General features: G+C 63.0%; 18 protein-coding genes. All 18 read left to right on the forward strand.

Annotation, left to right across the window (positions count from 1 at the left end; genetic code table 11):
- Positions 1-54 precede the first annotated feature (54 nt).
- The 18 genes from BM235_RS08330 to iolB all read left to right on the forward strand — a co-directional run bounded on the left by BM235_RS08330 (position 55) and on the right by iolB (position 25679).
- The gene (locus BM235_RS08330; protein WP_090111560.1) at positions 55-2997 is read left to right on the forward strand and encodes a DUF4962 domain-containing protein; all 2943 of its coding nucleotides are present in this window, start codon (positions 55-57) and stop codon (positions 2995-2997) included.
- A gap of 895 nt (positions 2998-3892) precedes the next feature.
- Positions 3893-4285 carry a VOC family protein gene (locus BM235_RS08340; protein ID WP_090111565.1) on the forward strand — a complete coding sequence of 131 codons (393 nt, stop codon included), beginning with the start codon at positions 3893-3895 and terminating at the stop codon, positions 4283-4285.
- A 944-nt stretch (positions 4286-5229) separates the two neighbouring features.
- Positions 5230-5778: a PadR family transcriptional regulator gene (locus BM235_RS08345; protein WP_090111567.1), complete on the forward strand. Its 549-nt coding sequence runs from the start codon at positions 5230-5232 to the stop codon at positions 5776-5778.
- The gene (locus tag BM235_RS08350) at positions 5775-6176 is read left to right on the forward strand and encodes a hypothetical protein (RefSeq protein WP_090111569.1); all 402 of its coding nucleotides are present in this window, start codon (positions 5775-5777) and stop codon (positions 6174-6176) included. Before BM235_RS08345 ends, BM235_RS08350 begins: the two co-directional genes overlap by 4 nt.
- A 67-nt stretch (positions 6177-6243) precedes the next feature.
- Positions 6244-6750, forward strand: coding sequence for a DinB family protein (locus BM235_RS08355; RefSeq protein ID WP_090111571.1), 507 nt, complete (start codon positions 6244-6246; stop codon positions 6748-6750).
- A gap of 237 nt (positions 6751-6987) precedes the next feature.
- Positions 6988-9240: a helix-turn-helix domain-containing protein gene (locus BM235_RS08360; protein ID WP_090111573.1), complete on the forward strand. Its 2253-nt coding sequence runs from the start codon at positions 6988-6990 to the stop codon at positions 9238-9240.
- Positions 9241-9718: 478 nt separating this feature from the next.
- Positions 9719-11356 carry an extracellular solute-binding protein gene (locus tag BM235_RS08365; protein ID WP_090111576.1) on the forward strand — a complete coding sequence of 546 codons (1638 nt, stop codon included), beginning with the start codon at positions 9719-9721 and terminating at the stop codon, positions 11354-11356.
- Positions 11357-11449: 93 nt separating this feature from the next.
- The gene (locus tag BM235_RS08370; RefSeq protein ID WP_090111578.1) at positions 11450-12352 is read left to right on the forward strand and encodes an ABC transporter permease; all 903 of its coding nucleotides are present in this window, start codon (positions 11450-11452) and stop codon (positions 12350-12352) included.
- Positions 12353-12379: 27 nt separating this feature from the next.
- A complete protein-coding gene (locus tag BM235_RS08375; RefSeq protein ID WP_090111580.1) occupies positions 12380-13252 on the forward strand; it encodes a carbohydrate ABC transporter permease in 873 nt (290 codons plus the stop codon).
- Positions 13249-14256, forward strand: coding sequence for a sugar phosphate isomerase/epimerase family protein (locus BM235_RS08380; protein WP_090111582.1), 1008 nt, complete (start codon positions 13249-13251; stop codon positions 14254-14256). Before BM235_RS08375 ends, BM235_RS08380 begins: the two co-directional genes overlap by 4 nt.
- The gene (locus BM235_RS08385; protein WP_369803487.1) at positions 14253-16007 is read left to right on the forward strand and encodes a hypothetical protein; all 1755 of its coding nucleotides are present in this window, start codon (positions 14253-14255) and stop codon (positions 16005-16007) included. Before BM235_RS08380 ends, BM235_RS08385 begins: the two co-directional genes overlap by 4 nt.
- 35 nt (positions 16008-16042) lie before the next feature.
- The gene (locus BM235_RS08390) at positions 16043-18340 is read left to right on the forward strand and encodes a glycoside hydrolase family 88/105 protein (protein ID WP_090111586.1); all 2298 of its coding nucleotides are present in this window, start codon (positions 16043-16045) and stop codon (positions 18338-18340) included.
- Positions 18341-18395: 55 nt separating this feature from the next.
- Complete coding sequence (iolD, locus tag BM235_RS08395) at positions 18396-20240, forward strand: 3D-(3,5/4)-trihydroxycyclohexane-1,2-dione acylhydrolase (decyclizing) (protein ID WP_090111588.1); 1845 nt, start codon at positions 18396-18398, stop codon at positions 20238-20240.
- Between the two features lie 39 nt (positions 20241-20279).
- Positions 20280-21197, forward strand: a complete 918-nt coding sequence (gene iolE / locus BM235_RS08400; protein WP_090111590.1) for a myo-inosose-2 dehydratase — start codon at positions 20280-20282, stop codon at positions 21195-21197.
- A gap of 16 nt (positions 21198-21213) precedes the next feature.
- Entirely contained in the window at positions 21214-22227 is a 1014-nt protein-coding gene (gene iolC / locus BM235_RS08405; RefSeq protein ID WP_090111593.1) for a 5-dehydro-2-deoxygluconokinase, read from the forward strand.
- A 45-nt stretch (positions 22228-22272) separates the two neighbouring features.
- The gene (locus BM235_RS08410; protein ID WP_090111595.1) at positions 22273-23739 is read left to right on the forward strand and encodes a CoA-acylating methylmalonate-semialdehyde dehydrogenase; all 1467 of its coding nucleotides are present in this window, start codon (positions 22273-22275) and stop codon (positions 23737-23739) included.
- A gap of 76 nt (positions 23740-23815) precedes the next feature.
- Positions 23816-24853: an inositol 2-dehydrogenase gene (iolG, locus tag BM235_RS08415; protein ID WP_090112234.1), complete on the forward strand. Its 1038-nt coding sequence runs from the start codon at positions 23816-23818 to the stop codon at positions 24851-24853.
- 22 nt (positions 24854-24875) lie between these two features.
- Positions 24876-25679, forward strand: a complete 804-nt coding sequence (iolB, locus tag BM235_RS08420; protein ID WP_090112236.1) for a 5-deoxy-glucuronate isomerase — start codon at positions 24876-24878, stop codon at positions 25677-25679.
- Positions 25680-25699: the final 20 nt, after the last annotated feature.

The raw sequence follows: 25699 nt of genomic DNA on the forward strand, positions 1-25699 counted from the left end.
CCCTGCTGCCGCGCTTACCATGAGGCTACATTCCGACGAGGAAGGAAGTTTGTCATGGAAAACGCAAGCAAACTCAAGCAGCTCGATGAGGCAGGACCCGCCTGGCCCGCGGAACTGATGGCGAACGCCAATCTCCCGTTCCGGCCGACGGATGCGCTCGTGACGACGCAAAATCCGCCCGACTTCGATTGGCCCTTCGTCCCGGGCGCGGACCGGTACCGGCTGGAGCTCGCGCGCGATGCCGCTATGGACGGCGGCGCGATCGCGGCCGCGGAGCCGGCGATCAACTTTTACAACTTTCCCGAAACGTTAGAAGAGGGAACCTGGTTTTGGCGCGTGCGGTACCATACGCCCGAGGCCGGCTGGTCCGCCTGGAGCGAGGTACGCAGATTCCGGATCGCGGAGGGCAGCGTGCCGTTCCCCGTACCGTCGATCGACGAGATGCTCGCGCGCATGGAGACCGGCCACCCGCGGGTCTGGACGAACCCGCGCGAGCTCGAGGCTTTTCGCGAGCGACGCCTGCACGGCGTCCCCAAATCCGTGTTCGAGCGCGCACGCGCGTCGGTGCAGGCGCATATGGACGATCCGCTGCCGCCGGATCCGACCTTCCCGTACATGGACAGATCCATTTCCAGCGTATCGCCGGAGTGGGTCAAAGCGCTGCAGGACCTGCGCAAATACGCCGACACGACTCTCGACCATTTGCTCAAAGCCGCCTTCGTCTATCTGATCTCGGGAGACCGCGCGATCGGCGAGTATGCCAAGACCCATCTGCTGAACTTCGCCTCCTGGGACCCGGAAGCGGCGACGCGGTTCGATATCAACGACCAGGTCCATCGCGCCGTCGCGTATCGCTCCACCATCGCCTACGACTGGCTGTACGATCTGCTGTCTCCCGAGGAGCGGCAGGCCGTCCAGGACATGGTCCGCACGCGCATCGCCGTGTTGATCGAGCATTATCTGGACCGCCAGCCGATCTATCAGTATCCGTTCGACTCCCACGGCTGGACGATCGCGGGCTACATCGGACTGATGGGCACGATCATGCTGCACGACATTCCCGAAGCCGAGATTTGGGTGCGCCGCGCCGTACCTGCGTTTATCAATCTGCTCCCGCCATGGGGCGGAGAAGACGGCTCCTGGTCGCAGGGCACCGGCTACTGGCAGTGGTCGTCCGGTTCCAACAAGGAGCTGATGGACGTGCTGCTGAGCGCGGGCGCCATCGACGCGTACGCCAAAGCTTTCTCGAGACACGAGGGGCTGTATCCGATCTACATGTTCCCGCATGGCAGCCCGACCGGCGTGTTCGGCAACGACAGCCACTACCTGCCGGATTGGCCCAGCATCGGCCTGTTGAACCGGCTGGCGCAGGCGTACGGCGATCCGCGCATGCAGTGGGCGGCGGAGGCGATCGGCGAGCGGACGGCCGAGGGACTGCAGGATTATTTCTACGGCGACGAGCGCATCGCGCCGCGGCCGCCGGCCGACCTGCCGAAGGCGAAGTGGTTCCCGACGACGGGCCTCGTCGCCATGCACAGCGACCTGACCGATCCGGAGCGGATATCGCTCTACTTCAAGTCCAGCCCGTATGGCAGCTACAGCCATAGCCAAGCCGACCAGAACGGCTTCATCATCCATGCGTTCGGCGAGACGCTGGCGCTCAAGAGCGGGTACTACGATTATTACAACAGCGTGCACCATCGCGGCTATACCAAGCGGACTTACTCCGCGAACGCGATTACGTTCGACGGGCGGCAGGGCCAACCGATCGACGATTTCGACGCCAAGGGCCGCATGGTCGGCTTCGCGTCCCACCCGGCTTTCGACGCGGCGACGGGCGACGCGATCGCGGCCTATCGGGGCGGCGAGCTCTCTCGCGCGCTCAGGCATATCGTCTACATGAAGCCGTCCGTATTCGTCGTCATCGACGATCTGGCAGCATCCGGTCCGGAAGGCGTCTCCTTCGAGTGGAATCTGCATGCCGACGAGCGCCTGACGCTCGAACCTGAGAGCGGCGGCGCCACGATCGAGAAGGGCAAAGCCGGGCTGCAGATCCGTTTGCACGGCGCGGATTCGCGCGGCAGCAAGGCATCGATCGAGACCCGGTTCCTCGATCCCGAGGGGGCGGAGGCACTGCCGGTCGCCTGGGCTGCCGGCAAGTCGCAGGTGCATGCGTCGTTCGCGACGCCGAAGACGGATGCCGCGGTGCTGGTCGCGACGCTGGCGCCTTACCGGCTGGACGGCGTCGCGCCGGCGGCTGTCGCATCGACCGAGCATGACGGCTATGTCCGGCTGTCGTTCGAAGGGGACGCCGCGCTCTACGTTCGTACGACGCATGCGGGCATGGTCGATACCGGTGCCGACGGCTACCGCTTTGAAGGCGCGGCGCTGGCCGTCGCCGGCGATTCGCTGCTGCTCGTGCACGGCACGCGGATCGAGCGCGACGGGGGCGTCGTCTTCGAGAGCGACGCGCCGATGACGGTCGCGTGGGGCGACGGACGGCTGTCGGCGTCAGCCGACCGCGATGTCGCTCTCTCCCTGGCGGTGCCGCCTGGCGATGTCGCGCTGCGCGAGCTCGTCACCGGCCGCGAGCTGCCGGCGGACGGCGATCCGGCGGCACGGCTTGGCGGCCGGGGCGTGTACTGGACGGCGATGCCCGGGCGCTTGGCGCTCCGGCTGGAGCGGGGCCAGCACGCCTTCCGGCTGGACGACGCGCCGCTGCCGGGGCCGCTCGCGCCGGTGACGCTGCCGACCGAGATCGACGGCGTCGCCGGCGAGACGGCGCTCGAAGCCTGGCGCGACGTCGACGGCGACCGCCTCGCTTGGGGACGGCTCGCGCTCGAGGCCGGCGACTACGAGTTGCTCGAGGCGCACGCGGGCTTTACGTTCGCGCGGCACGGGCGCATCGGGCGCGGCGCGCTTGGTTCGAGCGAGCCGGTGCTGCTGCGCGGCGAGCCGGGCTTGCTCCGGCTGCGGCGGGTGGGCGAATCGCGCTGAGCCGCATCGCGAGTGCGGTGCGTGCTTAGGAGAATAGCGCAGTTTTGCGCTATTCCGCGTGCTGCGCAAGCACCGGGTGTGCGAATGCAAGGCGTGCGTACGAGAATAGCGCATTTTTGCGCTATTCCGCGTGCTGCGCAAGCGCCGGGTGTGCGAATGCAAGGCGAGCGTACGAGAATAGCGCAGTTTTGCGCTATTCCGCGTGCTGCGCAAGCACCGGGGTGTGCGAATGCAGGGCGTGCAAACGAGAATAGCGCATTTTTGCGCTATTTTGAGTATCGAGAGAGTAACCCGCATACGCAACAAACGCAAACGGGACGAAGCAGGTCATCTCTGCTTCGTCCCGTTTGGCTATTTCGGCTTGCTCGACTTCGGAGGGCTTTTGAGCCGCGTTAAGCCCGAATATAAAAATACAGCTCGCGTCCGTTTTTCTCGTGCTCGCGCTCCAGGATGTAGCCGTGCTTGACACTTCCTCCGGAACGTTGCGCTGCGAGGCGGGGCAGTCGGCCACGACCTGCAACAGCTGTCCTTTTTGACCGGGCGCTGTCTTATGATCGCGATTGCATATTTTCCAGAGGGACCAGCGAAGCGACTACGAACAGCAGCTGCTCCGGGCCGAACGGCTTGGCGGTGCCAACCGATAGAAAGGTGTCGCCCCGCTGCAGATACCAGGCGGCGGTGCCGGCCGTTTCGATCCAATAGGCCGGGCCGTCCTGCAACACGACCGATCAATTATTTATCAATTGGACGGGATGACCGGAGAAAGGGTTAACGGCGTTGCGTTTTCCGAGCAGGCAACCCTTGCAAAGTGAGCAATTCGTAAGAAACGAGGGAAGAATGGCTATGTTACTTTGAAGGAGGAACTTTAAAAAAAGAATCGGGACGGAGGCGTATCATGGGCACGTTGAAGCCGTTCATCCAGTCGGAGGACGCTAGAGCGCAGGCCGACTTCTACCTGCAGGCGCTCGGGGGCAAGCTAATGTCTGTCGGCACGCACGGCGAGCTGACGGGCGCGCAAAATGAATTCAAGGACAAAGTCATGCATATGTGCATCGCCGTCTCCGGGGAGAACTACGTTTTTCTGGCGGATGCGATCGAGCCGGTCGGTTCCGGCGCAGCCGTCGCGCTGTCGATCGGCTACGCGACGCAGGACGAAGCGCGCGAAGCCTTCGGGAAGCTGGCGGAGGGCGGGCATGTCAAGCATCCGATCGAGATGCAGCCGTTCGGCCTGTACTATGGCGAGCTGACGGACAAGTTCGGCATCCGGTGGATGATTACCGCCGGCTAGATTTTCGCTATCGCTAATAAAACTGCAAGCTGCCTCGAACGCGAACCGCCTGCCAGACTGGGGCGGTTTTTGCATTTGCCTTGGAATGGAGGAACCGCCGCTCTAGCACCACAATGCCGGGAGAAACGGCGTAACTCCGCACAAGCAACCGCAGTAAAACCACTGCCCTGTTCCTAGCTTTGCCGATAAGTGCAAAAGGGAGCTAGCTCCGCCTCCGAGGCGATTCGGGCTGTGCCGATAAGCGCATAAGGGAGCTATCGCCTCCTCAGGAAAGCTTTGAGCGGAGCCGGTAAGCGCGTAAGGGAGCTAACTCAGCCTCAAAGGTGCTTCGGGCTGTGCCGATAAGCGCATAAGGGAGCTAACGCGGCCGCCAAGGCCGCCGTTAACCGAAAAAACCGGCTATCTCAAGCTCGTCCCACCCGTCAAAGCCACCATTAACCGAAAAAACCGGCTATCTCAAGCTCGTCGCACCCGCCAAAGCCATCGTTAACCGAAAAAACCGGCTATCTCAAGCTCGGCCCACCCGTCAAAGCCACCATTAACCGAAAAAACCGGCTATCTCAAGCTCGTCGCACCCGCCAAAGCCATCGTTAACCGAAAAAACCGGCTATCTCAAGCTCGGCCCACCCGTCAAAGCCACCATTAACCGAAAAAACCGGCTATCTCAAGCTCGTCCCACCCGCCAAAGCCATCGTTAACCGAAAAAATCGGCTATCTCAAGCTCGTCCCACCCGCCAAAGCCCCCGTTAACCGAAAAAAACCGGCTATCCCAAGCTCGGCCCACCCGCCAAAGCCCCCGTTAACCGAAAAAACCGGTTATCTCAAGCTCGCTCTTCCGTGCCGCCAAGGCTACCGTCACATGGCGACGTTTTCTTTATTTACATATACCTATTAGGTATATTATACTGAGGCCATCTATCCGCGCGACCGGAGGTGGCACGACGATGGAATTCGTCATTTTAGGCTTGCTCTTGCTCCGCGATCTCACGCAATACGAGATCAAATCCATTCTCGAGCGGAAAGTGTCTCCGTTCTATAGCGCAAGTCTCGGCAGCATACAAGCCGCGTTAAAGAAGCTGGAGAGCGGCGGTCATGCGGACCGGCAGGAGGTCTTGCAAGGCGGCAGAAGGAAGCTCGTCTACGCCATATCGGACGAAGGGAAGCGCCGTTTCCTGGAATGGATGAAGGCGGACGTCCCCCTCAAGCAGCTGGACAAAGAGGTCACGACGAGGCTGTTCTTTCTCGGACTGCTCGCCGCCGAAGATCGGATCCGCGTCGTCGAAGCCGTGATCGGCACGCTGGAGGCAGGAATTCGCGACTTCGAAGCCGCGGGCGTCGCAGCCGGCAGCGTCCAGGTACCTGCCGACTTGACGGCGATCGCCAAGTATCAGTTCAAGACGCTGGAGCTCGGGCTGCATTTTCACCGCTCGATGCTGTCCTGGTTCCAAACGCTGCTGCGGGAAATCAAGGAGGAGGAGGAGGGACTCGCATGAACGAATCGGTCGTCCAGGCTGCCGCCATCATCGGCGCGGCTATCGCGCTGCTGATCGCGGTATTTCACGTGCTTCTCCTGGCAGGTTTGCCGCTGGGCGCCTATAGCTGGGGAGGCAAGTATACGGGCGTGCTGCCGCCGCGCGTCCGATGGGCGAGCTTGCCCTCGGCCATCGTGCTGATTTTGATCGCTTTGATGTTGCTTATATATTCGGACGTGATCCCAACGCGTACCGGCAAAGGCGCCATCATCCTAATTTGGGTCGTGACCGCGTTTTTCGGACTGAATACGCTTGGCAATCTCGCATCGAAGAGCAAGCGGGAAAAAGCCGTCATGACGCCTGCGGCCGGCGTCGCCTTCCTCTGCTGCCTCATAGTCGCGATCTGGGGCGGCTCCTAGTTTGTACCAAGTCGTTTGCGATGATATGCTTGATGCATATCTACGTAGGCAGAGGAGCGATGATGGGATGTATCAATCGATCGAACAAGTCGTGAACGACTGGAACCAGGAAGCGGCGCTGACGCTTAAGGTACTCGAGGCGATGACCGACGCGTCTCTGAAGCAAGCCGTGTCCGCGACCCGCCCAAGGACGCTTGGCGATCTGGCCTGGCATGTGGCCAGCGCGCCCGTCGGCATCCTTGGCAGCGCAGGGCTTCAGATCGCAGGACCGGATTTCAAACGGCCCGTTCCCGCGAACGCAGCGGAGATCGTCGAAGCATACCGCGGCATGAGCGCCGCCGTGGCCGAAGCGATCAAAGCCAAATGGACGGACGCGCGATTGTCCGAGAGCTTGCTCTTGTTCGGCGCGATGAACATGACATACGACGGCGTGGTTACGTTGGTCGTTCGCCATCAGATCCACCACCGCGGTCAGATGACCATCCTCATGCGGCAGGCCGACGCGGTTCCTCCGGGCGTATACGGTCCGAACGAGGAAGAAGGCGCCGCGATCAGAGCCGCGCGCGGCCAGTAATTCAATCAGACATACCTAAATTCCAAAGACGGAGACCTCCGCAGAGGCTCCGTTTTTTTCGTTCCGAGCGTCTGAATCCGCAGCCCTGCTAGCTGTCGCTCCCACCGTTTCCAATGATAGGGAACGGGGGCGGCTCGGTTTCACGGACGGCAAGGCCATGGTACAATAGAGCGATATGTAAGCGTTTGTACCCATGTCAATCCGATACGATCGCCGCATTCGAAAGGGGCGCACCACTTGCAGCAAAGCTGGTTTCGACGTCTGCTGTTATCCTACTTCCCCATTTTTCTGATTACCATCACGATCATCGTCTTTCTCTCGTTCTTGATGGTCAACGAAATCTCCCGCAAAGAAACGGCCAAGGCGGACGCCGTCTCCACCCGGTTCATCATGGAAAACCTGGAGCGGTCCGTGAACGATATCGAGATGAGCGTGCTCAAGGAAATGGAGACGAACGGAAGCTATTCGGCTTACCTGAATCGATCGTCCGGCGACGATGAATCGTTAATCTATTCGTTGGCGCCTCGTCTTCGCGCGCTGAACGAGAATAGCGAGCTGATCGAATCGGTCTATCTGTACCGGGACGCCGACAAGACCGTCCTTACGGAGAGAGGGAGGAGCGAGCTGTCCGCCTTTCCGGACCGAAGTTTCATCGAACAAGCGCTGCAGAAGCCCGATTACCGCGGCTGGTCGGACGTGCGAAGCTTGCGGGAGGTCGGCAGCACCGCCCCGATTCGGGTCATCTCGATGTACAAGCGTCTGCCGCTCCCGTTCGGCAGCCAGGGTATGCTGGTCATTAACGTCAGCATGTACCCGCTCGAGCAGATCGTGAACGCGATGACCAACGACAGCATTTCCTTCTTAATCATCAAGGACGAAGCGGGCGAGCCGATCTTCGAAGCGCACAAAGCCGAAGGCGTGGGCGGCTCCGCTTCGGGCGGCAAGGAGCTCACTACGCTGCACTCCGACCGGCTGGGCTGGACGTTCGAGAGCGGCATCCGTACCGGGCAGCTGTACGCATGGGTATCCGTCATCTCGTATGTTTGGATCGCGATCGGCATTCTGACGGTGCTGCTTGCCGTCGTCTATATCGTGTACATCACGCGCAAAAACTATCGCCCGATCCAACTGGTCATGAACCGTCTGCAATCGATCCAGCTGCGCACCGACGCGCCGCCTTCCAAGAAGGACGAGCTGGCGATGATCGACAACGCGTTGACCAGCCTGATCTCGAGATCCATGGATTACGAAAAGCAGTATCACGAAAACCTGACGCTCCAGCGCAGCCAGCTGTTCATCGACCTGGTCGGCGGGCACAAGCTTGGAGGCGATCTGGCCGACAAGATGCGCAAGCTCAGTCCGCTGCCGCAAGACGCGGAGACCCGATGCTACGCGATCGCGGTCGCCGAGATCGACGAATATCCGTTGTTTCAGAGCCAGTACTCGGCCAAGGACCAGAACGTGCTGAAGTTCGCCCTGATGAACGTCTTCCAGGAGCTCGCCCGCAATGAAAACCTGCATAGCTGGGCGGAGTGGATCGCCGGCGACCGCGTCGCCGTCCTGATCGCGCTGCCCGAAGGCGAAGGGTCGAGAAGCACGGAGGATCTGCGAGGCATCGCGGATCAGTGCCGCGTCTGGGTCGAGGACAAGCTGCGCATTCCGCTGCGCTTCGGCATCGGCGTGGCCGTGCGGCGCCTCGAGGAGGTCGAGCATTCGTTCCGCGCGGCGACCGAGGCGCTCAGGCATAAGCTCTCGCATGGCAAGGGCACGATATTGTTCGGCGAAGAGATGACGAGCGGCGATCTGAGTCCGGTGCTGCCGTACCTCGGGACGATCTCGGAGCTGGTCAAGGACTTCCGCATGAACAACGAGGCTTGGAGAGACGGCCTGCAGGACATGTTCGACCGCTTCCGCAAGGACAGGCTCAAGGACGATGCGATCCGGTCGCTGCTGCAGACGATGATGCGGATGCTCGGACACGAGCTCGATATCTTCTCCGAGGAGCTGAGAGACAGGCTGTCCGGCGATCAAGGAGAGAGCTGGCAGCGCATTCTCGACGCGTCGAGATCGCTTGACGAGCTCGAGGCCGGGATCGGCGAGTTCCTCAGCGAGACCTATCGTTCCTACGTCGTCGTCAGCAAGACGAATACGTACCGCGCGATGATTAACGAGATGAAGAGTTATATCGAGGAGCATTTTTCGGATCCCGACCTGTCCCTGAAGCATCTGAGCGATCGCTTCCAGATCTCCGGGAAGTACGCGAGCTATTTGTTCAAAACGGAGTTCGATATGAAGTTCGTCGACTTTCTCGTGCATCTGCGGATGGAGCGGGCCGAGAAGCTGCTGCTCGAGACGAAGCTGCCGATTCAGGACATCGCCCTGCAGATCGGCTACGCGAATTCGATCACTTTCGGCCGCGTCTTCAAGCGGACCTACGGCGTCGCGCCGGGAGACTACCGCAAGCTGAAGCTGCGTTCGTCGGGCGAATAATCGCGCCAGCCGCGGCGCGACAAGGGAAATACGCATCGAATTCCGTTAAAGTTTACTTCGGGAATTCGGTTTACTCTTCAAGATTTTGGTTGCGAAATGGGTGCGAGCTTCCGGATCGGAGCGCACTCGTTTCGTTTTTTTAATTCGGGAATGGCGTTCCGGTACGGTGCGGACGCCGGAATCCGGTGACGGTCGAACCGGCCGAACGCAGCTGCGAAGGGAGCGTACGGGCGTACCGGAATTCGGTTTAGTTCGGGAAAACGGTGCGCCTTGCCTGTCGTATCCCCGCGGGATGCCCGTAAGATAGCGGTCTCGCGTCTCCCGAATTTAGTTTATTGTCCCCGTGCGGGACCTGAGGGCATACTGGGGACATCCCGATCGAAGCGCTTTCAAGCGGCGGAGCACGCAGCGTTCATGGCGACTCCCCCAAGCGGCGGCGAAATGGGCGAACCTATTCATAAGATAAGGGGTTGTGACAATGGCACCAAAGATGACGAAGGCAGCAAGCCTGTCGCTGGCAGCCGTACTCGCAAGCATGAGCCTGCTGAGCGCATGTTCATCCAATTCGAATTCGAACGCAGGGAACGCCGGAAACGGCGGAGGATCGGCTTCGGCCGGCACCGCATCCTCGCCTGCCGCCTCGGGCAAGCAGGTCACGCTTAAGGTCGAACTGTTCGACCGCGGCAATTCGCCGAGTCCTTACACCATCACGAACAGCTATCTGACGAAATACATTCAAGACAACTTCGGCACGCCGAACAACATTAAGATGGAATTCGTGCCCGTGCCCCGCTCCGAAGAGATCAAGAAGCTGAACGTGCTCATGGCGAGCGGCAGCGACGTGCCGGATATCGTCTTCACCTACGACTCGGCCACGTTCAACCGCTACGCCCAGCAGGGCGGGCTGACCGACCTGACGGACCTTCTGAACCAATACGGCTCCAACCTGAAGACGTTCCTCGGCGACGACGCGCTCGAATACGGCGTCTATGACGGCAAGCAGCTCGCGATTCCCGGCAAGCGTTCGATCCTCGGCAAGTACGCCTCGTTCATCCGCACCGACTGGCTGGACGCGCTCGGCATGAAGGCGCCGACGACGACGCAGGAGCTGTACGATACGCTGGTCGCGTTCAAGCAGAAGGATCCGGGCAAGACGGGCGGCAAGGTGATCCCTTACGGCATGTCGATCGAGCCGGCGCAGTACGATCCGCTCATCTGGTCGTTCATTCAGCCGATGACCGACGAGCAGCGGTTCACGCTGACGCAGAAGCTCGGCTCCAACGAGTATCCGACGCTGCTGCCGGGCTTCAAGGACGCGCTGCAATTCTACAACAAGCTGTACAACGAAGGGCTGATCAGCAAGGACTTCGGTCTCGACAAGGACAAGAAGCAGATGACGCAGGACGTCCAGAACGGCCTGGTCGGATTCCTGACCGAGGATTATCCGAACCTGTACTACGCGGACGGCACGTACGAGAATCTGCTCAAGACGGTGCCGACGGCGAAGCTCGATCCGATCGACGCGTTCACCAATTCCGAAGGCAAGCACGCGAAGCCGGCGTACGCGCCGAACGGCATGTACATCATGATCCCCAAGTCGAGCGAGCGCGCGGCCGAAGCGGTCAAGTATCTGGACTGGATGGCGCAGACGGACAATATGCTGGCGCTGCAAAACGGCGTAGTAGGCGAGAACTACGAGATGAAGGACGGCATTCCGATCGTGAAGACGGACGCGCCGCAGGACGTGATCGACCGCATTTACAATTATGGCGACATCGTCATCCTAGCGAACGGCAAGTTCACCGGCGACGAAGAGAAAAACAAGCAAGCGTTCGCGGCAGGCTTCCCGCCGGCGTACCAGGAAAATCTCCGCAAGGCGCTCGACATCTCGGTCACCGATACGTTCGCGCCGCTCCTGATCGATCGTCCGATCGAGGCGGAGTCCAAATACGGCACGGCGCTGCAGGATAAGTACGAAGAGTTCATCGTCAAGGCCGCGACGGCCAAGCCGGCCAACTTCGAGAGCGCGTACGAGTCCGCCTTGAAGGACTACATGCAGAGCGGCGGCCAGGCGATCCTCGACGAGCGCACGAAGCTCTACCAAGAGAAGAAATAAGCCTAAACATCGGGCACGAGACAAACAAGGGAGAAGCGGCGGCCCCGCGGGGCCGCCCTTTACTTCCAGCCTCAGGAGAGGAGACCGGCAATCATGAGAGGAACCGTTTACTTTCGCCGTTATTGGCAGCTGTACGCTTTGCTCGTCCTGCCTCTCGCCTATTTTATCGTCTTCAAGTACGGCCCCATGTGGGGCGTGCAGATCGCGTTCAAGGACTTTAACTTTTTTCAAGGCATCATGGGCAGCGAATGGATCGGACTGGACGCGTTCCGCGAGGTGTTCCATTCCCATGATTTCTTCAATACGCTCCGCAATACGCTTATGCTGAACATCCTGGACCTCATCGTATCCTTCCCGGCTCCGCTCATCCTGGCGATCATGCTGTTCGAGGTCAAGTTCCAGTGGTTCAAGCGGCTGTCCCAAACGATATTGTACATTCCCCACTTTATCTCCTGGGTTATCATAGGCGGCATCGTGTATCAGGTTTTCGGCACGCAGTCCGGACTCGTCAACAACTTCCTCGCTGCGCTCGGGCTCGGTCCGGTGCCGTTCCTGTCGGACAAACACTATTGGCTGTTCACTTACCTGGCGACGGGCGTGTGGCAAAGCGCGGGCTGGGGCACGATTCTGTATCTGGCCGCCCTTACCGGCATCAATCGCGATCTGTTCGAAGCGGCCGAAGTGGACGGCGCCGGCCGGCTCAAGCGGATCTGGCATATCACGCTGCCCGGACTGAAGACGACGATCGCCACCCTGCTCATCATCAATCTCGGCAATATGATCGCGATCGGCTTCGACCGCCCGTTCGTCATCGGCAACAAGATGGTCATGGATTATTCCGACGTGCTCAGCACCTACGTGTACCGTACGGGTCTGGAGTCCGGCCAATATACGCTGGCGACGGTCGTCGGGCTGTTCCAGGCGGTCGTCGGACTGGTATTCGTCCTCGGCGCCAACTATGCGTCCAAGAAGCTGACCGACGAAGGAATTTTATAAGCTATCTACCGAAAGGAGCGGGCTACCGTGACCGAGCGTACGTCCAACCGCATCTTCGATACCGTCAACGTCATTCTCCTTACGATTTTCGTCCTCATCTGCCTGGCGCCTTTCTTTCACATCGCCGCGATCTCCCTCAGCTCCACCCGCGCGGTCGTATCGGGCGCCGTCACGCTGCTGCCGATCGATCTGGATCTAAGAGCGTATCGCAGCGTCCTGTCGGATATGTCGATGATCCATTCGCTTGGCTTCACCGTCTTTCTGACCGCGCTGACGACCGTGCTTTGCATGATTATGACGGTCGCGGCCGCTTACCCCCTGACGCATACCAAGCTGAAGGGCCGCAAGGTGTTCATGTTCATTATCGTCGTCACGATGTTCTTTAGCGGCGGCATCATCCCGGAGTACATCCTGGTTCAGAATTTGCATCTGCTTAATACGGTGTGGGCGCTCGTTTTGCCGGGCTTGATTAGCCCATTTTATCTGATTATTCTGATTTCTTTCTTCAACGGAATTCCGAACAGCCTCGTCGAGGCCGCCGAGATCGACGGCGCGACCCAGTTCGGCACCCTCTTCAAGATCATCCTGCCGCTCTCGCTGCCGGTCATCGCGACGCTCAGTCTGTTCTATGCGGTCGGGCGGTGGAACGGCTTCCAGGATTCGCTCCTCTATATCACCAAGACCGAGCTCTATCCGCTGCAGCTGAAGCTGTACCAGCTGGTGCAGAACAGCATGATCTCGGACGTGACGCGCAACGAGGGGCCCGGCGTCCTCCACTCCACGCCCGAGAGCCTGAAGGCGGCGAGCGTCGTGTTCGCCACCGTACCGATCCTGCTCGTCTATCCGTGGCTGCAGCGTTACTTCGTCAGCGGCGTCATGCTGGGAGCGGTCAAGGGATGAGCGGCTTGGACAAGGCATTGGATAAAGCGGACTATTCCTTCTCGACCTGCTGGAATATCAAGCGCCATACGCGGGGCAGCGACATGATCCAGGAGATCCGCGGTCTCGGCTTCCGTCAGGTCGAGTTGAATTACAACGTGACCGAGGAACTTCTGACGACGATCGAACCGATGATCGAGCGCGGCGAGATCGGCGTGTCGAGCGTGCACAACACGTTCCCGCACGTCGCGGATCCCGACTATGGCACGGACTCGGTGCTGCTCGGCTTCGAGGACGAGGAGAAGCGCCGCCGGGCGGTCGATCTGCTCGTCCACTCCGCCGAATACGCCCATCGCTATGGGGCGAAGGCCGTCGTCGTGCATCCGGGCGAGGTGCCTTTCCCCTACGATATCAGCCGCAGGCTCCAAGAGATTTACCGCGAGCAAGGACCGGACGCGGAGGCGTACCGGACCTTGTGGGACGAGATGCTGGAGCGGCGCCAAGCGCTGGCCGGCGGCTATCTCGCGCGTATCCGCGACAGTCTGGAGCAAGCGTCGGAGACATTGGCCGCTAGAGGGTACGACCTGATCCTCGGCATCGAGACGCGCTCGCGCTGCAATCAGATCCCGACGCTCGCCGAAGCCAGATGGCTGATCGACCAGCTGAAGGGCTCGCCGGTTAAATTGTGGTTCGACATCGGGCACGGGATGATGATGGAGCGGATGGGGCTGTACGACAACGCGGTCGAGCTGCCGGGGTTGATCGACGACATCGGCGGACTGCACATCCACGAGACGATCGGGCTGTCCGATCACTGGTGTCCGTACGTTCACAGCGGCGACGGCGAGACGTTCGACCTGTTCCTCGAGGCGATCGACCGCGTCCCGCTTAAAGTATACGAGCTCAAAGCGGCCTGCGAGCCGGAGGCGATTCACCGCAGTCATGGGATATTGCAGCAAAAGCTGGCGGCGCGAAAGGGATCACCCGCTTCGAAGCCGGCGGCGGACGGAGGGATTCAAGCGTGAAAAGCGCCTATCGGAACGTGTTCGAGATCAACGACAATTGGGTGCGGGAGGGCATGGACCGCCAGGACCTGGATGAAAAGAGCCGCAGCTACGGCGGCATCGTAAGCGCCGAGTACGGCCTCGCATCGCCGAACCACTCCACCGGAACGCCCATGACGATGGCCATCTGGGCGGCTTCGCTGCGCAATCCGGACTCGCCCTATTACCGGGACGAGGCGCTGGCGGCTAGATTCGCGCTGGCCGCCCGCTACATGGTCGGCGCGCAGCACGAGGACGGCACGATCTCGCCGGGCTGGACCAACTTCCACTCGCCGCCGGATACGGCGTTCGTCGTCGTCGGCTATGCGCAGGTGTACCAGCTGCTCGCGCAGGACGACTGGGCGCCGCTTGGCGAGGCGGCGGCCGACGTCCGCCTGTTCCTCGAGCGGACGATTCCGGCGCTCGTCACGGGCGGCGTCCATACGCCGAACCACCGCTGGGTCGTCAGCGCGGCGCTAGGATTCCTGCATGAGCTGTTCGGCGCGCCGGATACGCTGCATCGGGCGGAGCAGTGGATCGCAGAAGGCATGGACATCACGCCGGACGGCGAATGGACCGAGCGGAGCAACGGCATCTACAACGCCGTGAGCGACATCATGCTCGTCCACGCGGCGCGTCTGCTCGGGAAGCCCGAGCTGCTCGCGCCCGTCCGCGCCAACCTGCGCATGATGCTCTATCTCGTCCATCCGAACGGCGACGTCGTGACGGATTATTCCGGCCGCCAAGATTTTGGACACAAGCACGACCTATCCTCTTATTATCTGCCCTACGCCATGATGGCGCATCTCGACGGGGACGCCGAGTTCCAGGCGGCCGCCGATCTCGCCTATGGACAGCTGCGGCATCCCGGCAGCTGCCCGACGAACGCCGCGGTCCGGCTGCTGCTCGATCCCTCGCTGCAGTCGCAGGCCGTTCAGCCGGCCGCACTGCCGACCGAATACCGCAAGGTACTGCATGCGGACTTCCCGCGGCAGCAATACCTGGCGGCGATGGAAAGCGCGGGCCATAACGGCCGAATCTATCACAGCCGTCTGCATCCGGACTTCGGCGCCGCCGTCGCCCGGGTGCGCAAAGGGGACGAGAGCGTCACGATCAGCGCGGAGACGCCGTCGTTCTTCGCCTTGCGGCATGGCGCCGCGCGGCTGCTCGGCGTTCAGGTCGCGACCTACTTCGCGCCGGGCTTCGTTCCGATGAACAGCCTGGCCGAAGATGGCGGCGGATACCGCCTCGCAGGGGAGCAGCACAAAGGCTACTACGGCCCGGTGGCAGCCGGGCACCTGCCGGCGACGGCGGGCGAGGCGACCAGCCCGTGGTACCTGCTGCCTCACCATGTGCGCGAGGAAACGCACGTGCAGCGGCTTCGCGTCGAAGTCGACGCGCTGGAAACGGCGGACGGCTGGGAGCTCGTCATCCGTGCGAGCGAGCCTGAAGAAGCGATGTCGCAGATCTCCGTCATTCTGGCCGCGGACGGCGAGCTGTCCGGCGGCGAGCTGGCCCCTGCGGGCGCGGGCAAGCAGTTCTGGAAGTCCGGCACGCTGCGGTACGAAGCGGGCGGGGACGTGCTTGAACTGAGCGGCGGCGCGTTCGCGCATACGGCCGGCTTCGTCCGCGAGGCGAACCTGCCATTCGACTGCCAAACGCTGCTGCTGAACGTCGTCACGCCGTTCGAGACGCGGATCCGCATCCGGACCGTGCCGCGCGCGGAAGCTTGATTTCAATTTGCTTAATGAGCCTGGGGTGATCATCCATGACCGAATATATCGAACGGCGCGAGAGCATCGGCTATTGGCTGGGCGAGGACGCCGCCGGCATCCTCGGCGCGGTGGCCGGACGCTACCTGGGCGCGAATCCCGAGATTCCCTTCGCGCTTCGCGCATTTTCTGCGGACGGCATTCTCCAGACCGATGAAGGCTATTACGACTTCGATCTGGCAAGGCGGCTGCCGGAAACGCGGCACGGAGAGATCGCTTATGCGTGCGGACTCGTATGGAGCGACGACGAGCGCTCGCTGGACGCGGGGATCATGCCGTTCAGTCCGGTTCGTTTCTACCTGAACGAAGCGCTGCTGTACCGCTCCGGCGCGGTCGACGAGATGAAGCCCGACGCCAAGGCGGTCGTCCCGCTCCTGCTGCGCAAGGGCTGGAATACGCTCTTGCTCGAAATGCGCAAGACGGAAGCGGGCTTCGGTTGCCGCTTCGGCGCGGAGGAAGGCAAAGTGCGCATCCTGCAGGTGCTGGCGCCGTTCGCCGAGCGCCGGGAGACCGCAGGCTGGGCGTATACCGGCGCGCTGCCGGACGCGCTGTACGGCGAAGGACTCGGGTTCCCCGACTTCGGCGGGAAGGAAGCGGACACCGGCATCGCCTGGCTGCCGGCGCGCGAGTGGCCGGCGGCTGCGGCAGCGCGGCCGAACTTCGAGCGCATCTTCGGCGTTCAGCAGGGCGCTGCCGCGGGCTATGCCTGGAGCAAGCTGCCGCCGACGTCGCGAGGCGCGAGCAGCGTATGGCGGGGCTGGGCTTACGGCCCGCTGACCGTCTGGCTGGACGGCCAGCCGATCATCGAGCTGGCCGAGGCGGGCGCGTTCAAGCGCGAGCTGCCGCTGGCGTTCGCGGACGGCCATGTGCTGGTCCGCGCAGCGACGGGCGAGCAAGGCTGGGGATTCGAGCTGGCCGTGTCCGCGGCGTCCGGCGGTCCGGTGCGCTTTGAGCTGCCGGCGCCGGTCCATGGCGCAGGCGTGGCCGGCGGCTGGCTGTACGCAGGGCCGCTGCCGGCGGATCATAATGAGGCGCCTGCCGCCGTGCAATCGGTCAAGCGGCTGTTCAAGCTGGCCGAAGGCGCGGGCTCGGCGGGGGCCGGCGGCATGACCGGCTGGGCGCTGGACGGCCCGGGTTTCCGGCTGCGTCCTTATTATGAGAACGCGATGCTGAGCAACCGCTGGACGGCGGGCGCCGCGACCAATTTCGGCCGCTGGGACTACCCGCTCGGCGTGACGATGTATGGCCTGCTGCAGACCGCCCGCGAGCTCGGTCGACCCGAGATCGCGGAATATGCCCGCGCCCATATCGACAGCTGCACCGAGTGGTACGAATATTCTCTCTGGGACAAGGCTGCCTACGGCTTTCCTTCGATTAACCACCAGCTCGTGCTGATGAAAATGCTGGACAACTGCGGCTCGTTCGGCTCGGCGATGCTGGAGGCGTATCCGTCCGAAGGCAGCGAAGACTATCTGGCGATCGCGAACGTCATCGCGGACTTTATCGCGAATCGGCTGGAGCGGCGCGAAGACGGCGCTTATTACCGCCTGTGCGTCGGCGAATATTCCGCCGACACCATGTGGGCGGACGATTTGTACATGAGCGCGCCGTTCCTGAGCCGATATGCGGGGATCACTGGAGACCAGCGCTATCTGGATGACGCGGCAAGCCAGTTCCTGCATTACCGGCGCTACCTGTACATGGAGGACCGCGGCGTCATGAGCCATGTATACGACTTCAAATACGGCAAGGCGACGCGCATTCCGTGGGGCAGAGGCAACGGCTGGACGCTGTTCTCGCTGTCGGAGCTGCTGGAGCGGCTGCCTTTGGCGCACAAGGACCGGCCGGCGCTTCTCGCGTTTTTCCGCGAGCTGTGCGCGGGCATCGCGGCGCAGCAGGGCGAGTCCGGCCTGTGGCGACAGGTGCTGACCGATCCGGACGCGTACGAGGAAGCCTCCTGCACGGCGATGTTCGCCTACGCGTTCGCGCGGGGCGTCCGCTTCGGATGGCTGGAGGGCGCCGCTCGCTATACCGACGCGGCACTTCGCGGCTGGCGGGGGCTTGCGACGAAGGCGATCGACCGCAACGGCAACGTGCACGGCGTATGCAGCGGCTCGCGTTATTCTTTTACCGAGGACTACTACAAGTACGATCTGCTCACCGTCGTCAACGACAATCATGGGACCGGCATCATGATGCTGGCGGGCGTGGAGATCTGCCGCCTTGAGAAGTTCCTGCGCGAGCGGGATTCGTCGGGGGCGTCGTCGGCCGCGCAGGCCGGCGCCGGCGCGTGAACGACTGGCCGGGGAGCGGCCGAGAGGAGAGAGTGAATTGACCCTACGATTAACGATGGCCCAGGCGCTGCTGAAGTTTCTGGACAACCAATATATATCGGTAGACGGCGTGGAGACGAAGTTCGTGCAAGGCGTGATGGGGATCTTCGGCCACGGCAACGTGACCGGCATCGGCGAGGCGCTCGAGCGAAGCGCGGGCGAGCTCGTCTACGTGCAGGGCAAAAACGAGCAGGGCATGGTTCATGCGGCCGCCGCCTATGCGAAGCAGAAAAACCGCCGGCAGATCTGGGCGTGCACGTCGTCCATCGGCCCGGGCGCGCTCAATATGGTGACGGCTGCGGCGACCGCGACCGTCAACCGGATCCCGGTGCTGCTGCTGCCCGGCGACAACTTCGCCGGCCGCCAGCCGGACCCGGTGCTGCAGCAGCTGGAGGTGGCGTCCGACTACAACGTCTCCGCGGCGGACGCCTTCAAGCCGGTCAGCCGCTACTGGGACCGCATCGTTCGTCCCGAACAGCTGATGGCGGCGGCGCTGCAGGCGATGCGGGTGCTGACCGATGCCGCCGAGACGGGCGCGGTGACGCTGGCGCTGCCGCAGGACGTGCAGGCTGAAGCGTACGACTATCCGGACGCATTTTTCGTGAAACGCGTGCACGTCGTCGACCGCCGTCCGCCGTCGACCGCGGCCGTAGAGCGGGCGACGATGCTGATCGCCGGCGCCAAGAGGCCGCTCGTCATTGCCGGCGGAGGCGTGCTGTACGCGGACGCGACGGCCGAGCTGGCGGCGTTCGCGGAGCGCTTCGGCATCCCCGTGGCGGAGACGCAGGCGGGCAAGAGCGCGCTGCCCTGGGACCATCCGCTGAATCTGGGCGCCATCGGCGTGACCGGCTCGCTGGCCGCCAACCGGATCGCGGCGGAGGCGGATCTCATTATCGGGATCGGTACGCGGTACTCGGACTTCACGACGGCGTCGAAGCGGGCTTTCCGGGGCGAAGGCGTGAAGTTCGTGAACCTGAACGTGCAAGCTGCGGACGCGGCGAAACTGGAAGGAACCGCGCTTGTCGCGGACGCGAAAACAGGGCTGATCGCCCTGCAGGCTGCATTGAATGCGGCTGACTATCGCAGCGCGTATGCCGAGGGCGAGCTTGCGGCGCTGAAGGCGGAGTGGGATCGCGAGGTCGACCGTCTCTTCGCGGCGGAGCATGCGGACGGCCTGGCGCAGACGCGGGCGCTCGGCGTTATCCAGGAGACGATCGACCCGTCGTCGGTCGTCGTCTGCGCGGCGGGCAGCCTGCCCGGGGACCTGCATCGCCTATGGCGTCCAGCGCAGCCCAAGACGTACCACATGGAATACGGCTTCTCCTGCATGGGTTACGAAGTAGCGGGCGCTTTCGGCGCCGCGCTGGCTGAGCCTGAGCGCGAAGTGTACGCGTTCGTGGGCGACGGCAGCTACCTGATGATGCATTCGGAGCTGGTCACGAGCCTGCAGGAAGGCCGCAAGATTACGATCCTTCTTTTCGACAACCATGGCTTCCAATGCATTCACAACCTGCAGCGCGCGAACGGCAGCGACGGCTTCGGCAATGAATTCCGCTACCGCAGCGTCGATACGGGCCGCTTGACCGGCGCGCCTCTGCCGATCGACTTCGCCGCGCATGCCCGCAGCCTGGGGGCTGTCGCTTACACCGCACGGACGCCGGAAGAACTCCGCGAGGCGCTTGCGCAGGCCAAACGGGAGACGACGACCACGCTGATCGAGATTCCGGTCGTGCCCGGCACGAACACGGACGGCTACGAATCGTGGTGGCGCGTCGAGGTGCCGGAAGTGTCCGTCTCGCCGAAGGTCGGCGCGGCGCAGCGGGAGATGGCGGCGAGGACGGCGGAAGCGAAGCCTTACTAATAACGGCGCCTTATTAATATAGAGGAAGAGGTGAGCCGCATGGCCGATCGGCCGTTCAAACTAGGCATCCATCCGATCAACTGGGTGGGCGAAGACGTGTCTGAGCACGGCGCGCACACGACGTTCGAGACCATCGTGGACGATATCGCGTCCCTCGGCCTGACCGGAACGGAGATGGGGCGCAAGTTTCCGAAGGATCCGGCCGTGCTGAAGCGGGAGCTCGATGCCCGCGGCATCCGGCTCGTGTCCCAGTGGAAGTCCGTGCTGTTCTCCGATCCGGCGTACCTCGAACGGGAGCTGGAAGATTACCGCCGTCATGCGGCGTTTCTGGCCGAGTTCGGCAGCACGGTCATCAGCACGGCGGAGGTCGGAGGCTCCCTGCACTTCGACCCCCGGCGCACGCCTGCGGAGAAAACGGTGCTGAGGTTGGACGAGGCAGGCTGGGACAGTCTCGCAAAGGGACTGAACGCGGCCGGCGAGATTGCGCGGAGCTTCGGCATGAAGCTGGCGTACCACCATCACGGCGGCACGGTCGTCGAGCAGCCGGAAGAGATCGACGAGCTGCTCCGCCGGACCGACCCTGCGCTCGTTCACCTGCTGTACGATACGGGCCACGCCTTTTACGGCGGCTCCGATCCGCTGGCGCTGCTGCGCAAACATTACGAAAGAGTCGCTTATATCCACCTGAAGGATATTCGGCCCAAGGTGCTCGCCGAAGCCCGGACGGAAGACGCCGACTTCGTCACCTGCATCCGCAAGGGCGTGTTTACTGTCCCGGGCGACGGATGCATCGATTTTGGACCGATCGTGCGCGAGCTGCTGGCGCGCGGCTACGACGGCTGGGCGATGCTGGAGGGCGAGCAGGATCCGGCGCTCCACCAGCCCCGCGAATACGCGCGCAGGGCGATCGTTTATCTCGACGCGATCCTGGACAGGTTCAAGGGACTGCCGACATAAGGGAGGCTTAACAGCGATGGGAATCATCGATTTTAACGCGGATAAAAAGCTCGACTTCGCGGCCATCGGTCGCCTGTGCATCGACCTCAACGCCAACGAGATCAACAGGCCGATGGAGGAGACGCTCACGTTCACCAAATACGTAGGCGGCTCTCCGGCCAATATTTGCATCGGCATGTCCCGCCTCGGCCTCGCCACCGGCTTCATCGGCAAGGTGGCGAACGACCAGATGGGCCGATTTATTGCGCAATATCTCGCCAAAGAAGGCATCGACTCGTCGAGCGTGTCGATCGACCGCACGGGCGCGACGACGGGACTCGCATTCACCGAGATCAAGAGCCCGACCGATTGCAGCATCCTGATGTACCGCGACAATGCCGCCGACCTCCTGTTGACGCCGGACGAAGTTAGCGAGGCGCTCGTCGCGGACGCCAAGATGCTGCTGATCTCCGGGACGGCGCTCGCGGCCAGTCCGTCGCGGGAAGCGGTGTTCCTCGCGCTCGACTACGCGAAGCGCCACGGCGCGGTCATCGCGTTCGATCTCGACTACCGGCCCTATACGTGGCGCTCGGAGCAGGAGACGGCCGTCTACTATAACCTCGCCGCAGAGAAATGCGACATCATTCTCGGCACGCGCGAGGAGTTCGACATGATGGAGCGCTTCGAACGCAATCCGGACCGCGACGACCGCGTCACGGCATCCAAGTGGTTCGCGTACAGCGCGCAGCTCGTCGTTATCAAGCACGGCAAAGAAGGCTCCGTCGCCTATACGAAGGACGGGGCGGCGCACACGGCCCGCAGCTTCCCGGCCAAGGTCGTCAAGACTTTCGGCGCCGGCGACTCGTATGCGGCGGGCTTCCTGTACGGTCTGCTGCAGGGGTGGGAGGTCGAGCGCTGCATGGAATTCGGTAGCGCCGCGGCCTGCATCGTCATCTCCAGCCACAGCTGCTCGGACGCGATGCCGACGACAGGCGCCGTCCACGACTATATCGAGCGCTGCAACCGCGGCGAGATTACGGCAAACAGCTAATTACTAGAACCTATCAGATGGACATCGGAAAGGGGCAATCACGCCATGACGAATCGAATCGACGCCGCGGTGGGGACGCTGAGCAACCGGATCGGAGGCAAGCAGGTGCCGTCCGCCTCCGGGAAGGTAGAACCGGTGTACAATCCGGCCACCGAAGAGGTGATCGCCTACGTCCCGCTGTCGAGCAAAGCGGACGTGGACGCGGCCGTTCAAGCGGCCGCCGAAGCGGGACGCGCATGGGCGAAGACGGCGGTGCCCCGCCGCGCCCGGATCCTGTTCAAATACCAGCAGCTGCTCGTCGAACGCTGGGAAGAGCTGGCGAAACTCATCACGATCGAAAACGGCAAGAGCTATGCGGAAGCGTACGGCGAAGTACAGCGGGGCATCGAGTGCGTGGAGTTCGCCGCCGGCGCGCCTTCCCTCATGATGGGCAAGCAGCTGCCCGATATCGCGACGAACCTCGAGTCGGGCATGTACCGTTACCCGGTCGGCGTCGCGGCAGGCATCACGCCGTTCAATTTCCCGATGATGGTGCCTTGCTGGATGTTCCCGCTCGCGATCGCCTGCGGCAACGCGTTCGTGCTCAAGCCTTCGGAGCGCACCCCGCTCCTGGCGCAGCGGCTCGCCGAGCTGTTCGACGAAGCCGGGCTGCCGCCGGGCGTGCTGAACATCGTGCACGGCGCGCATGACGCGGTTAACGGCATCCTCGAACATCCCGGCATCGCGGCCGTCTCCTTCGTCGGCTCGCAGCCGGTGGCCGAGTACGTGTACAAGACCGCTTCGGCGCACGGCAAGCGCGTCCAGGCGCTGGCCGGCGCCAAAAACCACAGCATCGTCATGCCGGACGCCGACCTCGACGCGGCGGTCACCCAGATCGTCGCCGCCGCCTTCGGCTCCGCGGGCGAGCGCTGCATGGCCTGCTCCGTCGTCGTGGCGGTCGGCGACATCGGCGACGCGCTGGTGGAAAAGCTGAAGCAGGCCGCGGACGCGATCTCGATCGGCAACGGCCTGGAAGAAGGCGTCTTCCTCGGCCCGGTCATCCGCGATTCGCACAAAGCCCGCACGCTCGGTTATATCGAAGCCGGCGAGAAGGAAGGCGCGAAGCTCGTGCGCGACGGACGCCAGGACGCGGCGGCGGACGGCAAGGGCTACTTCGTCGGGCCGACGATCTTCGACGACGTCGCCTGCGAGATGAAGATCTGGCGGGACGAGATATTCGCGCCGGTGCTGGCCGTCATGCGTGCCGCCACGCTGGGCGAAGCGATCGAGATCGCCAACCGCTCCGAATTCGCGAACGGCGCCTGCCTGTTCACGGACAGCGGCAGCGCCGTGCGCCAGTTCCGCGAGACGATCGACGCCGGCATGCTCGGCATCAATTTGGGCGTGCCGGCGCCAATGGCGTTTTTCCCGTTCTCGGGCTGGAAGAAGTCGTTCTACGGCGACCTCCACGCGAACGGCACGGACGGCGTCGAATTCTATACGCGCAAAAAAATGGTGACGGCGCGGTGGTAAGCGGGTTCGGAAACAAGCAAACGGCGGATGGCCGGTTCACGGAATCAGCAGGGAGGAACCTACGTTGAGCAACACTTTGAAAACGATCGGCATCGGCATCGTCGGCGCCGGCCGGATCGGCAAGATCCATGCGGACAATCTGCTCCGCATGCCCGGCGTCAAGGTCGCGGCGATCGCGGATCCGTTCGCGGGCGAAGCGCTCGCGGCATGGGCCGCGGAGCGCGGCATCGCCCGGGTGACGGCCGATGCGAGAGAGATTTTGACGGATCCCGCAGTCGAGGCGGTCGTCATCTGCTCGCCCACCGACACTCACGTCCCGTTGATCGTGGAGGCGGCCGCGAACGGCAAGGCGATTTTCTGCGAGAAGCCCGTCAGCATGAGCGTCGAAGGGACGCGCGAGGCGCTGCGCGCGGTTGCGGTTGCGGGCGTCAGCCTGCAAATCGGCTTCAACCGGCGGTTCGACCATAACTTCCGGCGCGTGAAGGAGATCGTAGGGGAGGGCAGAGTCGGCGAGCCGCATCTGATTAAGATCACTTCCCGCGATCCGAGCCCGCCGCCGATCGAGTACGTCAAGGTATCCGGCGGCCTGTTCATGGACATGGCGATCCACGACTTCGACATCGCCCGCTTCCTCTCGGGCAGCGAGGTGGAGGAGGTATTCGCGCAAGGCGCGGTGCTGGTCGATCCGTCCATCGGCGAAGCCGGCGACATCGATACGGCGATCACGACGCTGAAGTTCGCCAGCGGGGCGCTCGGCGTCATCGACAACAGCCGGCGAGCCGTCTACGGCTACGACCAGCGGGTCGAGGTGTTCGGCTCCGGCGGCAGCGTGTCGATCGGCAACGACTATCCGAACACGGCGGTCGTGAGCGGACCGGAAGCAATTACGCGGGATAAGCCGCTGCACTTTTTTCTGGAGCGGTATACGGAAGCTTATCGGGACGAGATGCGCCAGTTCGTCGACAGCGTGCGAACGGGGCGGCCTGTGCCTGTGAGCGGCCAAGACGGCCTGCAGGCGGAGCTGATCGCCCTGGCGGCGAAGCGCTCGCTCGAGACGGGACGCCCGGTCAAGCTGGCCGAGCTCGCCGACGCCGGCCTGGCCTTGGAAGCATAAGAGAGGGGGAGCATGCATGGGCATGTCCGAGTTGATCGTACCTTCGCGCGCGGTTCCCGACGAACGGGGCTGCGTGCTGTCCGTCACGCCGGAGAGCGCCGGATGGACGTATGTCGGCTTCGAGGTGTTCCGGCTCGCGGCCGGGGACAAGCTCGGCCGGGAGACCGGCGGCCAGGAGGCGGCGCTTGTGCTGCTGTCCGGCCGTGCGGACGTGAGCGCCGGCGATCAGACGTGGCGGGGCGTCGGCAAGCGCATGAGCGTGTTCGAAAAGACGCCGCCCTACACCGTCTATGTGCCGTCGGGCGACCAATGGGATCTGGAGGCGCTGACCGAAGTGGAGCTGGCGGTCTGCCTGGCGCCCGGTCGCTGCGGCCATGCGGCGCGGCTGATCGCCCCGGAAGACGTCGGCGTGGAGCACCGGGGGAGCGGCAGCATGTCGCGCCTCGTGCACAACATCCTTCCGGAGAGCGAGCCGGCGGACAGCTTGCTCGTCGTCGAAGTGTTCACCCCGGCCGGGCACTGGTCGAGCTATCCGCCGCACAAGCACGACACGGACAATCTGCCGAACGAGTCGCTGCTGGAGGAGACGTATTACTTCCGCGTGCAGCCCGAGCAGGGCTTCGCGGTGCAGCGCGTCTACACCGACGACCGCTCGCTCGACGAGACGCTCGCCGTCAAGGACCGCGAAGCGGTGCTCGTGCCCCGGGGCTACCACCCTGTATCCGCGCCGCCGGGCTACGACGTCTATTACTTGAACGTCATGGCAGGACCGACGCGCACTTGGCGCTTCCACAACGATCCCGACCACGCTTGGCTGATGCGATGATGCCCTGACGCTTTTAACCG

The organism is Cohnella sp. OV330, assembly GCF_900112065.1.
Classification (GTDB): domain Bacteria; phylum Bacillota; class Bacilli; order Paenibacillales; family Paenibacillaceae; genus Cohnella.